The sequence below is a fragment of the Undibacterium sp. CCC3.4 genome, assembly GCF_034347425.1.
Taxonomy (GTDB): domain Bacteria; phylum Pseudomonadota; class Gammaproteobacteria; order Burkholderiales; family Burkholderiaceae_D; genus Undibacterium.
Window position 1 is genome coordinate 2,772,138 of the sequence record NZ_CP133779.1, and the last position, 13,774, is coordinate 2,785,911.

Consider the following 13,774-nt stretch of genomic DNA (forward strand, 5'->3'; position numbering starts at 1 on the left):
TTCGCTTCGTTTCTCTGTACCACGTGCGTGGTGCCTTATTTATAGCGGCAAGCTTGATAATGGCTGCCATTGAGTAATTTCCGGCTCGGTCGTGGCTGTTTCTATATGTAGCATAAATGCCTGACGGGATATTGCAGCCGCGCCCAAGGAGGCCAGATGTGCTGTCTCTTGCTGGCAGTCTAACAGTTTCACTCCCTGTGCGCGTAAGAAAAAAACCAACTGAGACAGTGCTAGTTTGGAGGCATTCGGCACGCGCGTAAACATCGATTCGCCATAAAACATGCGGCCGATGGCGACGCCGTAGGCGGCACCGACCAATTGGCCGTCCAACCATACCTCAGAAGAGTGGGCGTGACCGAGCGCATGCAAGCCGCAATAGCCGGCCACAATGTCTTCAGAAATCCAGGTGCCGGCACCCTCTTTGCGTGGTTGCGCGCAAGCGCGCATGACTTGTTCGAATGCCGAATCGAAGCGAAATTCCCAGCGCGGATCGCGCGCGGTTTTTTTCAGCAGTTTTTTTAAGCTCAATGAAACTTTGAACTCGTCGGTTTTTAATACCATGCGCGGATCGGTGGACCACCAGAGTATCGGCTGGCCTTCGGAAAACCATGGGAAAATACCGAGTTGGTACGCTTGCAATAAACGTTGTGGCGACAGATCGGCCCCTGCTGCCAGCAAGCCGGCCGCGCCGTCTTTTTCTGTCAGTGCCGTCGATACCGGCGGAAAGGCGCTGTGTGTTTCCAACCAAGGAATCAAGCTTAGCTCCGCATCGGTTTGAAAATATCATGTTCGTGCAGCGGCCAGTCTTGACCGGCGACGTGCTTGCTCAAATCTTCGAAAAAACAGCGCAAGGTGTGGCTGACGGTGGGGAAGGCGATGTCGTCCCACGGGATGTCGACATGCGAAAACAATTGTACTTCCAAGCTCTCGGTGCCGGCGGCGTAGTTGAGATCGAGCAAGGTCGCGCGGTAAAATAAATGCACCTGGTGTACATGCGGCACATTGACGATGGAGAATAATTCATGCATCTCAATATTGGCGCCGGCTTCTTCTATGGTTTCTCTTTGGGCCGCGGCCACAGTGGTTTCATTGTTTTCCATAAAACCGGCCGGTAAGGTCCAGTAACCGTAACGCGGCTCGATGGCGCGTTTGCAGAGCAGGATTTTCAGCTCGCCATCGCACTGCCAGACCGGGATGGAGCCGACCACCAGTTTCGGGTTCTGGTAATGAATGATGCCACAGGTGCTGCAGACATAGCGTTCACGGGTATCGTCGGCCGGAATTTTCAATTCGACGGGAGCGGCGCAATCAGAACAGAATTTCATAGGAGCGAGGGAGATAAAATTGAGCGATGTCTGCAGTGTAACATCAGCGGTGAGTACGGCGCAGATCAGAATATCGCGGTGGCGGCATTGCGCAATGCAATAAATCGGAGTATAGTTCACTTTATCAGACGCGGGGTGGAGCAGTCTGGCAGCTCGTCGGGCTCATAACCCGAAGGTCGTAGGTTCAAATCCTGCCCCCGCAACCAAATACGCAAAGCCGTTGATTTCTTGAAAAAGAATCAGCGGCTTTATCGTTTTTAGCGCGCGGTTCGCGCTCATATAACTATTTGTCGCACAAACAGTGAACCGTGTTATCCTGCATGGCGTGGTTGCAGAAGCAGGCAAGTCAGACTGAGTCGACTTGCAGCGCGGAGTTTGGCAGGGCAAGGGTGTTTGCCGATTACAATGCATGCGCGCTTGCTGAGAAATTTGCGTCAATTATCTTTGATGGCCTCGCTGTTCTGGACTACAATCTGGTATCTACTGATTAAATGGGTTGAGTGTGCAGCAATGCGCCTCGGGAAAACCTCTGATCTGCCCGCTGGACGGGCTTGCGGCCGAGATGGCTGACATAAATAAAATATAAATAAATTTAAATACATAGAAACGTGGGCTGTCACCGTATCCGGTTCAGTCTTTGTGTATGACATCCATTACAACCCGTGTAGTTAAAATTTCATGAATACTGCTGAGGCAAAACGAGTCCTCGAAACTGCTTTGTTATGCGCTCCGGAGCCGCTGAGCGTGAATGCCATGAGAAAATTATTTCAGGGTGACGACGAGCACGATGAGGCGGTGGGTGCTGACACGATCAAAAAAATGTTGGAAGATTTGCGGCTCGATTGGGCTGACAAGGGTATTGAATTGCTCGGTTTGTCGACCGGTTGGCGTTTTCAAAGCCGTCCTGAGATGCGGGTCTATATAGACAGGCTCAATCCGGAAAAGCCGCCGAAGTATTCGCGTGCGGCACTGGAAACCTTGGCAATCATTGCCTACAGGCAGCCGGTGACGCGTGGTGATATTGAAGAAATTCGCGGCGTGACAGTGGCTACGCAGATGGTTAAGACACTGGAAGACCGTGGTTGGATCGAGGTGATTGGTCAGCGCGATGTGCCTGGTCGACCTGCTTTGTTTGCTACCACGAAGCAGTTTCTCAGTGATTTGGGCTTGGCCTCGCTTGATCAGTTGCCGCCTTTGCAGCAGGTTAAACGGGATGAGCCGGCTGACATCATTCCTGAGTTTCAATTGTCGGGATTGAGCGATGAGTTGCTCAGTGTAGTAGTGGCAGTCGAGGTTGTGCCGTCATCGCCTGATGCGGCGAGTGCCGATGTTGCGCAAGCGACGTCCGCAGAGATAGATGAAAGTTTGAGTGATCAGGCTGCCGCCACGCCGGTGCCCGATAGTGAAGCGGGCGCTGATGGACAGCAGCCTTAAACAGTATGAACAGAATTGAAGAATGAATCCCATGAATCCTGAAGATGTAAAAGCCGATCACAATCGGGGCGACGTGGTCGCAGGTGCTGATGATAGCAAGCCAGCCAAGCGCGCAGTGCGCGGTCCGCGCAAGCCGCGTGCTGAGGGTGAAGCGGCGCAGCCGCGCGCTCCTCGCGCGCCTCGTGCGCCACGCGCCGAGGCTGTCGATGCCGCCGCTGCGAGTGATGAGCCGATTGTAGCGCGTGCGCCGCGTGCGCCACGTGCATCGCGTCCGGATGGTGAAGCGTCTGCTCCGCGTGCAGCGCGTACACCGCGTGCAGCGCGTCAGGATGGTGAGGCAGCCGCTCCGCGCACGGCGCGTGCGCCGCGCCAAGATGGTGAGTCGTCTGCGCCACGTGCGCCACGTGCACCACGCCAGGATGGAGAGTCGTCTGCTCCACGTGCGCCACGTGCACCGCGTGGGGATGGAGAATCGTCTGCTCCACGTGCGCCACGTGCGCCGCGTCAGGATGGGGAGTCGTTCGGTTCACGTGCGCCACGTGCACCACGTCAGGATGGGGAATCGACCGGTCCACGCGCGCCACGTCAAGATGGTGACCCCTATGGTTCGCGCACACCGCGCTCGCAAGCTGACTCCTCTGGGCAGCGCGCCGCGCGCTCCGATGGTACTTACGGTCCGCGCGGTGCGGCAGCAGCCGGTCGTGGTCCGGGTAAGCGTTTGCCACAAGCCGAGCGCCAAGTGCGGCGTGATACCAATCATCCGGATGAAGTATTTTCTTATGTGACCTCGGAAGCCTTTGATGCACTCGAAGGTGATGATGCACAGAAGGCGTCGCATGCCAAGCCGGTCAGACGCGATCTGACGGCCGATGATGATGCGCCGAAATTACACAAAGTGTTGGCCGAAGCCGGTCTTGGCTCGCGTCGTGATATGGAAGAGTTGATCGTTGCCGGTCGTGTGTCGGTCAATGGTGAGCCAGCTCATATCGGTCAGCGTATTTTGCCGACCGATCAGGTGCGTATCAATGGCAAGCCGATTATGCGTAAGGTCAGTAAAAAACCGCCACGCGTGTTGATCTATCATAAGCCGGCCGGTGAAATCGTCAGCACCAGTGATCCGGAAGGTCGTACTTCGGTATTCGACAGTTTGCCGAAGATGAAGGTCGGTAAATGGTTGGCGGTTGGTCGTCTCGATTACAACACCGAAGGCTTGTTGATGTTTACCACCTCGGGTGACTTGGCCAATCGGCTCATGCATCCACGTTACGGTATTGAGCGCGAATATGCGGTGCGCACACTCGGTGAGCTCGAAGAGGGTATGCGTCAGAGTTTGTTGGCTGGTGTGCAGCTCGATGATGGTCTGGCACAGTTCTCTAAAATTTCTGATGGCGGCGGCGAGGGTGTGAATAAGTGGTACCGCGTGGTTATCGGTGAAGGTCGAAATCGCGAAGTACGGCGCATGTTTGAAGCGGTCGGTTTGACGGTGTCGCGACTGATTCGTACGCGCTACGGTGCGATGACCTTGCCAGCGAATTTGCGGCGCGGTCGTTGGGATGAGTTGGAAGAAGATGCGGTTCGCAGCTTGTTGAAGATCAGCGGCTTGGAAAAAGTCGCCAGTGATCGTCCGGCACCGAAAGGGAAGTCGTTCGGTGATAAGCCTTACGGTAACAAGCCGGCCGGGCCGTATGCTCAGAAGCAGCCGAATTTCCCGATGTCGAGTGGTCGTGGTGAGTATGGCGTCGGTCGTGGTGCGAATACCACAGGTAATGCTAATGGCAATAAATTGAGCAGTAATCCTGGCAACGGTAACGGTAACGGCAATGGTAATGCGGCAAACAAGCGTCCGCGTCAGCCTGATCCTATGCAAACGGCGCTGGGCTTTCCTGATGCTGGGCAGCAACGACGTGGCCCGACTTCGCGTGGCAGTGGCCAAGCGATTGGTCAAGGAATTGCGGCGCGTCGACGTTCCCGCGGCGCTTGATTTTTGACTGTGGTTTGTGCTTGATTTGCCCTGTTTTTTGATTGCGACAGGGTAAATAATCGTTTATAATCTGGCAGTTATAAGATGATGCCTGATGAACTGATGATCAGAGCGCTGAAAAAACGATGGGCTTTGCCCATTTTTTTTTGCTTTTTCAGAGCGGGTGCGCTGTGATGGCAGGTTCTTGCAGGTTTGTATTGATCGGAGAATAGTTTGGCTTTGTTGGATTTGATAGAGAAAACCGTCAATGGTACGGGGTATGATCTGGTTGATTTTGAGCAGGCCGAACGCGGTTTGTTCCGAGTGTATATCGATCATTTGCCGACAGACGTGGAAAAAGGCAATATCGCCGTCGAAGACTGTGAAAAAGTCAGTCATCAGCTCTCGCATGTACTCACTGTTGAGAACGTCAATTACGAACGTCTCGAAGTGTCGTCGCCGGGGCTGGATCGTCCGTTGAAGAAGTTGGCTGATTATGTGCGCTTTGCCGGTCAGGAAGTGACGGTGAAATTGCGCATGCCTATGCCGGGTACGCCGAATCGCAAAACCTTTGCAGGCCTGTTGCACGAGCCTGAAGGTGAAAATCTGAAGCTGGAATTTGAAGTAAAAGATGGGTCGGCCATGCTGGAGTTTACGCTCGCCGATGTGGATAAGGCACATCTGGTGCCACAAGTGGATTTTAGGAGTCGCAAAGCATGAGTCGTGATTTGTTGTTATTGGTGGATGTGCTGGCGCGCGAAAAAAACGTCGATGAAGAAGTTGTTTTTGGTGCGCTTGAGCATGCTTTGGCGCAGGCAACAAAGAAGCGTTTTCCTGGTGAAGTCGATATTCGTGTGGAAATCGACCGCGAAACCGGTGAATTCCGCTCGTTCCGCCGCTGGCATGTAGTTCCTGATGAAGCGGGCTTGCAATTGCCCGACCAGGAAATTCTGCATTTCGAAGCGGTGGAAGATGATCCTGAAATTCAAATCGATGATTACATCGAAGAAGAAATTGAATCGGTCGATTTCGGCCGTCGTTTTGCCCAAGATACCAAACAAGTCGTACTGCAACGCATCCGTGATGCTGAACGCGAACAAATTTTGGCCGATTTCCTTGAGCGCGGCGACTCGCTGGTAACCGGTACCATCAAACGCATGGAGCGTGGTGATGCCGTGGTTGAGTCGGGTAAAATCGAAGCGCGTTTGCCGCGTGATCAGATGATCCCGAAAGAAAATCTGCGTGTTGGTGATCGCGTCCGTGCCTATATTTTGCGCATCGATCGTAATGCCCGTGGCCCGCAAGTCGTGCTCTCGCGTACCGCCCCTGAGTTCATCATGAAATTGTTTGAACTCGAAGTGCCGGAAATTGAACAAGGTTCTTTGATCGTCAAATCGGCCGCGCGCGATCCTGGTGTACGTGCCAAGATTGCCGTGTTTACGGCTGACAAGCGCATCGATCCTATCGGTACCTGTGTCGGTATGCGTGGTTCACGCGTGCAGGCCGTCACCGGTGAGCTTGGCGGTGAACGTGTCGATATCGTGTTGTGGTCGGAAGATCCGGCGCAATTCGTCATCGGTGCGCTGGCACCAGCCAATGTTTCATCGATCATGGTCGATGAAGAGAAACATGGCATGGATGTCGTGGTGGATGAAGAAAATCTCGCCATCGCCATCGGTCGTAGCGGCCAGAATGTCCGTTTGGCAGCCGAACTGACTGGTTGGCAGATCAATATCATGACCGCGGAAGAATCGGCCAGCAAAGCAGAGCAAGAAACTGCCGGGATTCGCGCCTTGTTCATGGAAAAACTCGATGTTGACCAAGAAGTGGCCGACATTCTGGTTGATGAAGGATTCTCTAGTCTGGAAGAAATCGCCTATGTGCCGATCAGCGAAATGCTGGAAATCGAAGCATTTGACGAAAGTACCGTGACTGAATTGCGTAACCGTGCACGCGATGCGCTTTTGACAGAAGCGATCGCTTCTGAAGAAGGTTTGGAAGGTATGGATGACGAGTTGATCAATCTCGAAGGGATGACACGCGTTACCGCAGGTAAGCTGGGCTTGGCCGGAATTAAAAACCTGGCAGCTTTTGCCGGTTTGGCCTACGACGAATTTGGCGCGATTTTGGCATTGTCTGCCGACCGTTCACGCCATTTAATTAAAGAAGCATTTGAAGATGTGACCGATGATGAGATGAAACTCATCGACGCTAAATATGATGATCAGGCCAAGGCTTTGTTAGCCAATGCCTGGAAACTCGTAGAAGCTAAGTAATGACGGGTTTCATATTCATAACGCGCACATAGAAAAAGAGGACTGAATGGCGAGTAACAACGTTGCCCAATTTGCCACCGAGCTGAACATGTCAGCAGATTTACTGCTTACGCAATTGCGTACGGCGGGTGTCGATAAAAATTCGACAGCGGATTTGTTGACCAAAGAAGATAAAGATCGACTGCTGGAACACCTGCGTCGTTCTCACGGTTCTGCGCTCGATAACGAAAAGAAAAAGATTACGGTCACTCGTAAAGAGACGACTGAGATCAAACAGGCGGATGCTACGGGCAAATCTCGCACCATTCAGGTCGAAGTGCGCAAAAAACGCACCTTTGTCAAACGCGATGAAGTTGTCGCCGATGATGCGGCAGCCCTGACACCGGTGGCCGAAGTCGAAGTGGCGCAGCTGAATGAAGAGGAAGCGCGGCATGAAGCCGAGCTGATCGCTCGTCAAGAAGTGGAATTGCGCGAAAAACAAGAGCACCTTGCAAAGTTGGAAGCAGAAAAAGAGGCCCAGGCCGCCGCCATGCGTGTGGCTGCCGAAGCCGAGGCCGCTAAGGTCGCTGCGGAGCGAGTCAAGGCAGAGCAAGCCGTAGCGGTCGCTGCGGCGGAAAAAACTGTAGAAGCGAAACCTTCTCAGTCAGATGAAGAGAAGAAACGTTTGGACGCAGAAGAAGCCAAGAAACAAGCTGGCCTGGTAGCGAAAGAAGCGGCAGATCGTGCCGCCGCCACAGAGAAAGCCAGAAAAGCGGTCGCCGACGAAGTCGCGCAGATCAAAGAAATGATGAATGCGGCGCGGCGCCCGGCGAAACCAGTGGTGGCAGCACCAGTGGTGGCCAAGCCTGCTGAAGGCACTTTGCATAAGCCGGCGGATAAAAAAGTCGGTGACAAGAAGCCTGTCGTGGCAGCTGCCAAAGATGATAAAAAACCTGCGGTCGGCGATAAAAAAGCGATCAAATCGGGGAATGTCTCATCGACTTGGCAAGATGATGCCAAGAAGCGTAGCGGTGGTTTGAAAACCCGCGGTGATACATCCGGTGGTCGCGATGGTTGGAAGGGCGGTCCTAAGGGCCGTCGTAACAATCACCATGATGATCGCGAATCGAATTTCCAAGTGCCGGTTGAAGCCATCGTGAAAGATGTCTATGTGCCTGAAACACTGAGCGTGGCTGAGCTGGCACATAAAATGTCGGTCAAGGCTTCGGAAGTGATCAAGCAATTGATGAAGCTCGGTCAGATGTGCACGATCAACCAGGTGCTGGACCAAGAAACGGCCATGATTTTGGTCGAAGAAATGGGTCACAAAGCATTTGCGGCAAAACTCGATGATCCGGAAGCGATGTTGGTCGATACCGAAGAACATGCGCAGTATGAGTCGTTCTCACGTGCGCCGGTCGTGACTGTCATGGGTCACGTCGATCATGGTAAAACTTCGCTGCTCGATTATATCCGTCGCGCTAAAGTGGCTTCCGGTGAAGCCGGTGGCATTACTCAGCATATCGGCGCGTATCACGTAGAAACACCGCGTGGCATGATTACTTTCCTTGATACCCCGGGTCATGAAGCCTTTACGGCGATGCGTGCTCGTGGTGCCAAAGCGACCGATATCGTTATTTTGGTCGTCGCAGCCGATGACGGCGTGATGCCGCAAACGAAAGAAGCGATTGCTCATGCCAAGGCAGCCGGCGTACCTTTGGTTGTGGCGATCAATAAGATCGACAAACCTGGTGCCAATGCTGATCGCGTGACGCAAGAGTTGATCGCCGAAGGCGTTGTGCCGGAAGCATACGGTGGTGAATCACCATTCGTTCAAGTGTCGGCAAAAACCGGTTTGGGCATCGATTCCCTGCTGGAAAACGTCTTGTTGCAAGCTGAAGTGCTGGAACTGAAAGCACCGATCGAAGCGCCGGCCAAAGGTCTGGTGATCGAATCGCGCCTGGATAAAGGTCGCGGTACGGTTGCGACTATCTTGGTACAGTCCGGTACTTTGAAACGTGGTGATGTGGTCTTGGCTGGTACAGCGTATGGTCGTGTTCGCGCCATGCTGGACGAAAACGGCGTGACGATTACGGCAGCGGGTCCATCGATTCCAGTCGAAATTCAAGGTTTGACAGAAGTGCCGTCAGCCGGTGAAGAAGTCATGGTCATGGCTGATGAACGCAAAGCGCGTGAAATCGCCTTGTTCCGTCAAGGTAAATTCCGCGACGTCAAATTGGCCAAGCAACAAGCGGCCAAGCTTGAAAACATGTTTGAAAACATGGGCGAAGGCGAAGTCAAGAATCTGCCTATCATCGTCAAGACCGATGTGCAGGGTTCGCAAGAAGCCTTGGTTCAATCGTTGCAGAAATTGTCGACCAGCGAAGTGCGCGTACAAGTTGTCCACGCAGCCGTTGGCGGTATTTCCGAAAACGACGTCAATTTGGCGGTTGCTTCGAAAGCGGTCATCATCGGCTTCAACACCCGTGCCGACGCATCGGCGCGCAAATTGGCCGAGTCGAACGGCGTCGACATTCGTTACTACAACATCATTTACGATGCGGTCGACGAAGTCAAAGCTGCCTTGTCTGGTATGCTGGCACCGGAAAAACGCGAACAGATCATCGGTATGGTCGAGATTCGTCAAGTATTCTTGGTCAGTAAAGTTGGCGCGATCGCCGGCTGTCTGGTTACCGACGGTATCGTCAAGCGTACTTCTTCCGTTCGCTTGTTACGCAACAATGTCGTTACCTGGACCGGCGAGCTTGATTCGCTCAAACGTTACAAAGATGATGCCAAAGACGTCAAGGCCGGTATGGAGTGTGGTCTTTCATTAAAAGGCTACAACGACATTCAAGTCGGCGATGCGCTGGAAATCTTTGAAGTACAGGAAATTGCACGTACTCTGTAATTCAAAACAACCCCGGCCAGTCCGGGGTTGTTATTTTGGGGGAGCAGAATTCTTGTGCGCACTAACCAGGTGCGCCGCGTGCGCCCCGACATACATCATGGCAAAACACAGTAAATATTATGGCAAAACACAGTAAAACCATCCCGGCACGCGGTTTGCGCGTCGCCGATCAGATCCAGAAAGATTTGGCGCAGATCATTTGGTCGGAATTAAAAGATCCGCGCGTCGGCATGATTACGCTGACCGAAGTGCAGCTCACGCCCGACTACGCGCATGCGAAAGTTTTTTTCACCACACTCGTCGATGATGCTGTGGCGATCAAGGCGACCAATGATGCCTTGAGTAAGGCTGCCGGTTTTTTACGCGCGCAACTCGGCTTGCAATTGCGTATACATACCTTGCCTCAATTGCATTTCATTCATGATATGTCGACCATGCGCGGTATCGCCATGTCGCGCTTGATCGATGAAGCCAATGCCAGTCGTTCGGCTGATGAGGTGGTCGTGCCGGCTGCTGTCGTTGACAGCAGCGACGAACTCGAGGACGCCGATGAAGGCGATCAAGGCGATGATGGCGACGCCAAGCATTGAGCCGATGGTGCGCCAAGCCGCAGTGAATACGTCGATCAAAAAAGCGCCACGCGTGCCGGTGCACGGGGTGTTGTTGCTCGACAAGCCGGTCGGTTTTTCCAGTAACGATGCGCTGATCAAGGCTAAACGCATGCTCAATGCCATGAAGGCTGGGCATACCGGGACGCTCGATCCGTTTGCGACTGGTTTGTTGCCGCTGTGTTTTGGTGAAGCGACTAAGTTTTCGCAAGATTTGCTGGAGGCTGACAAGACTTACACCACCGTCGTGCATCTGGGGCAAACCACCACCACTGGCGACACCGAGGGTGAAATTCTTGCTACGGCAGAGGTGGCGGTCACGCTGGAGCAAATCCATGCCGTGCTGGCGCAGTTCCGCGGACCGATCGCGCAGGTGCCGCCGATGTATTCGGCCTTGAAACGCGATGGCAAACCCTTGTATGAATACGCCCGAGCCGGTATTACACTCGAGCGCGCGGCACGCCATGTGGTGATTCATGAGTTGGCATTGCTTTCGTATCAAGCCCCGTTACTGAGCTTGAAGGTCAAATGCAGCAAGGGCACCTATGTGCGCGTGCTCGGCGAAGAGATCGGTGCTGCGCTTGGTTGCGGTGGCCACTTACAAGCTTTGCGCCGGATTGCGGTCGGCCATTTGGTATTGGAAAAATCGATCACGCTCGATTCTTTGGCGGAACTTGACATTGCGCAGCGCTTGGCTTTGCTCGACCCGGTCGATGCGCTGTTGTCGAGTTTTCCACCAGTGCAGTTGACTGATGAATTGGCCGTGCGTTTTTTACATGGACAAAGACTGGCGCTGGGAAAAGAGGCGCTGAATTTGCCGGCAGAGTTGGGACGGGTGCGCGTGTATCGCGCCTCTGATCAAGCTTTGCTCGGTTCTGCGCAGTTGCAGGAATACAGTATATTGGCACCGGAACGGCTGATCAAAACAGAGGGAAGCGCGCAGTAACGCCGCGCGTCGACTGAAAGGCAGGGGCGAGATGTTTCCGTCGCCCACGTAAAAATGTCATCGCAAGGTAGCAACTCCTTGAAATAATAGGTGTTTTCGGCTTTTGCGCTGCACCATGTTATAATCTTAGGTTATCCGATTTACCCCAAACGAACGCTATCATGTCCACTCAAAAACGCGCTATTCGCAACATCGCCATTATCGCCCACGTCGATCACGGCAAAACCACTCTGGTTGATCAATTATTGCGTCAATCCGGCACTTTCCGTGAAAACCAACAGGTTGATTCGCGCGTGATGGATTCGAATGATATTGAAAAAGAGCGTGGCATCACGATTCTTTCCAAAAACTGTGCAGTAGAATACAAAGGCACGCATATCAACATCGTTGATACCCCGGGCCATGCCGATTTCGGCGGTGAAGTAGAGCGCGTTTTGTCGATGGTTGACAGCGTGTTGTTGTTGGTCGATGCACAAGAAGGCCCGATGCCGCAAACCCGTTTCGTCACGCGTAAAGCGCTGGCCTTGGGTTTGAAGCCTATCGTCGTGGTCAATAAAGTCGATCGCGAAAACGCTGATCCGCAGAAAGCCGTTAACGCGACTTTCGAATTGTTCGACAAACTCGGTGCAACCGATGAACAACTCGATTTCCCTATCATTTACGCATCGGGCTTCAAAGGCTATGCCGGTTTGGTAGACACGGTTCGCGAAGGTAACATGGAACCCTTGTTCGATGCCATCCTTGAGCACGTTCCTGCGCGTGAAGATGACCCGGATGGTCCTTTGCAATTGCAAATCACTTCGCTCGAATACTCCTCGTATGTTGGTAAGATCGGCGTTGGCCGTATCCTGCGCGGTCGCGTCAAGGGCTTGCAAGATGTCGTTTGGATGAATGGTCCCGATGACAAACCGACTAAGGCCCGTATCAACCAAGTGTTGACATTTAAAGGCTTGGATCGCGTGTTGGCTGAAGAAGCTTTGGCTGGCGACATCGTGCTGATCAACGGTATCGAAGAAATCAGTATCGGCACCACTATCTGCGCACCGGACACACCGGAAGGTTTGCCGATGTTGAAGGTCGATGAGCCGACACTGACCATGAATTTCATGGTCAACAACTCGCCGTTGGCTGGTCGTGAAGGTAAGTTCGTTACTACCCGTCAGATCAAAGACCGTTTGGACCGCGAATTGAAAGCTAACATGGCTTTGCGCGTAGTGCAGGCTGAAGGCGATGATTCGACTTATGAAGTATCCGGTCGCGGCGAATTGCATCTGACTATTTTGATCGAAAACATGCGTCGTGAAGGTTACGAGCTGGCCGTTTCGCGTCCACGCGTGGTCTTCAAAATGGTGGACGGCGTGCGCCACGAGCCGTACGAAAACTTAACCGTTGATGTGGAAGAAGCGAATCAAGGCGGCGTGATGGAAGAACTCGGTCGTCGTCGCGGTGACTTGCAAAACATGGAATCCGACGGTAAAGGTCGCGTTCGTTTGGAATACCGTATCCCGGCCCGTGGCCTGATCGGTTTCCAAGGCGAATTCATGACTTTGACACGCGGTACAGGCTTGATGAGCCACGTGTTTGATGAATACGCTCCGGTTGATAATACCCGTGGTGAAATGGCCGGTCGTCGCAACGGTGTCTTGATCTCGCAAGATGATGGCGCAGCAGTAGCGTACGCTATCTGGAAATTGCAAGATCGCGGCCGTATGTTCGTCAGCCATAACGACCCAGTGTATGAAGGCATGATCATCGGTATTCACTCACGTGACAATGATTTGGTGGTCAACCCTATCAAGGGTAAGCAATTGACTAACGTGCGTTCCTCCGGTACCGATGAAGCGGTGCGTTTGGTCACACCGATTCAAATGTCGCTGGAATATGCAGTCGAATTCATCGACGACGACGAATTGGTCGAAGTGACACCGAAGAGTATCCGTTTGCGTAAGCGTTATTTGAAAGAACACGAACGTAAAAAAGCATCGCGCGATTAATATCCGACGACGCTGATGCTCACTGAGTAGCAATGCGGCGCTGATTTTAAACCCGTTTCGTTCTTTGTGAGCGTGACGGGTTTTTTTATTGGGAAAATCGGTAACAACTTAATGGATCGTCGTAAGCGAGCATGGAAAAGACTCTGGAAGGGGTTTGCATCCCCTCCCATCGGGTTGCTCCTTCGTCGCTCACCGGCCAAAAGAGGCTGTCGCAAAAGGGTAGTGAGTCGGTATCATTACCCTAACTGGTGGCCACGTCATTCCTGCGCGCTTTTGGCAGGAACCCAGCGGCGTTCGTGGTTAACTGAAAATGCCAGAAATTGTGGAATTTTCAGTGTAAA

Annotated in this window: 9 protein-coding genes, 1 tRNA gene and 1 pseudogene; 9 read left to right on the plus strand and 2 right to left on the minus strand. The window is 53.1% G+C overall.

Annotated features, from left to right (window positions below):
- Nucleotides 1–39: 39 nt before the first annotated feature.
- The gene (gene aat, locus RHM61_RS12395) at nt 40–756 is read right to left on the minus strand and encodes a leucyl/phenylalanyl-tRNA--protein transferase (RefSeq protein WP_322247615.1); all 717 of its coding nucleotides are present in this window, start codon (nt 754–756) and stop codon (nt 40–42) included.
- A gap of 2 nt (nt 757–758) precedes the next feature.
- Nucleotides 759–1,325, minus strand: a complete 567-nt coding sequence (locus RHM61_RS12400) for an NUDIX hydrolase (protein ID WP_322247616.1) — start codon at nt 1,323–1,325, stop codon at nt 759–761.
- Between the two features lie 129 nt (nt 1,326–1,454).
- Between RHM61_RS12400 and RHM61_RS12405 the strand changes: the two genes are divergently transcribed.
- From RHM61_RS12405 to typA, 9 genes and pseudogenes are all read left to right on the plus strand, one after another.
- Nucleotides 1,455–1,531 (plus strand) — tRNA-Met (locus tag RHM61_RS12405).
- A gap of 472 nt (nt 1,532–2,003) precedes the next feature.
- Nucleotides 2,004–2,526 (plus strand): annotated as a pseudogene (scpB, locus tag RHM61_RS12410) (SMC-Scp complex subunit ScpB); the annotation flags it as partial.
- A 264-nt stretch (nt 2,527–2,790) separates the two neighbouring features.
- Nucleotides 2,791–4,740 (plus strand): pseudouridine synthase, encoded by a 1,950-nt coding sequence (locus RHM61_RS12415; RefSeq protein ID WP_322247617.1) that lies wholly within the window; start codon nt 2,791–2,793, stop codon nt 4,738–4,740.
- A gap of 213 nt (nt 4,741–4,953) precedes the next feature.
- Nucleotides 4,954–5,439: a ribosome maturation factor RimP gene (rimP, locus tag RHM61_RS12420; RefSeq protein WP_322247618.1), complete on the plus strand. Its 486-nt coding sequence runs from the start codon at nt 4,954–4,956 to the stop codon at nt 5,437–5,439.
- The gene (nusA, locus tag RHM61_RS12425; RefSeq protein ID WP_322247619.1) at nt 5,436–6,995 is read left to right on the plus strand and encodes a transcription termination factor NusA; all 1,560 of its coding nucleotides are present in this window, start codon (nt 5,436–5,438) and stop codon (nt 6,993–6,995) included. Before rimP ends, nusA begins: the two co-directional genes overlap by 4 nt.
- Before the next feature lie 46 nt (nt 6,996–7,041).
- Nucleotides 7,042–9,885, plus strand: a complete 2,844-nt coding sequence (infB, locus tag RHM61_RS12430) for a translation initiation factor IF-2 (RefSeq protein ID WP_322247620.1) — start codon at nt 7,042–7,044, stop codon at nt 9,883–9,885.
- Between the two features lie 119 nt (nt 9,886–10,004).
- Nucleotides 10,005–10,475, plus strand: coding sequence for a 30S ribosome-binding factor RbfA (rbfA, locus tag RHM61_RS12435; RefSeq protein WP_322247621.1), 471 nt, complete (start codon nt 10,005–10,007; stop codon nt 10,473–10,475).
- A gap of 4 nt (nt 10,476–10,479) precedes the next feature.
- Nucleotides 10,480–11,439 carry a tRNA pseudouridine(55) synthase TruB gene (truB, locus tag RHM61_RS12440; protein ID WP_322251100.1) on the plus strand — a complete coding sequence of 320 codons (960 nt, stop codon included), beginning with the start codon at nt 10,480–10,482 and terminating at the stop codon, nt 11,437–11,439.
- A 161-nt stretch (nt 11,440–11,600) separates the two neighbouring features.
- Nucleotides 11,601–13,433 (plus strand): translational GTPase TypA, encoded by a 1,833-nt coding sequence (gene typA, locus RHM61_RS12445; RefSeq protein ID WP_322247622.1) that lies wholly within the window; start codon nt 11,601–11,603, stop codon nt 13,431–13,433.
- The last annotated feature ends 341 nt before the right edge of the window (nt 13,434–13,774 follow it).

Coding starts and splice junctions, on each gene's coding strand:
- RHM61_RS12400 (WP_322247616.1), bottom strand. CDS start 1,325: ATGAAATTCTGTTCTGATTGCGCCGCTCCCGTCGAATTGAAAATTCCG.
- RHM61_RS12415 (WP_322247617.1), top strand. CDS start 2,791: ATGAATCCTGAAGATGTAAAAGCCGATCACAATCGGGGCGACGTGGTC.
- nusA (WP_322247619.1), top strand. CDS start 5,436: ATGAGTCGTGATTTGTTGTTATTGGTGGATGTGCTGGCGCGCGAAAAA.
- infB (WP_322247620.1), top strand. CDS start 7,042: ATGGCGAGTAACAACGTTGCCCAATTTGCCACCGAGCTGAACATGTCA.
- rbfA (WP_322247621.1), top strand. CDS start 10,005: ATGGCAAAACACAGTAAAACCATCCCGGCACGCGGTTTGCGCGTCGCC.
- truB (WP_322251100.1), top strand. CDS start 10,480: ATGGTGCGCCAAGCCGCAGTGAATACGTCGATCAAAAAAGCGCCACGC.
- typA (WP_322247622.1), top strand. CDS start 11,601: ATGTCCACTCAAAAACGCGCTATTCGCAACATCGCCATTATCGCCCAC.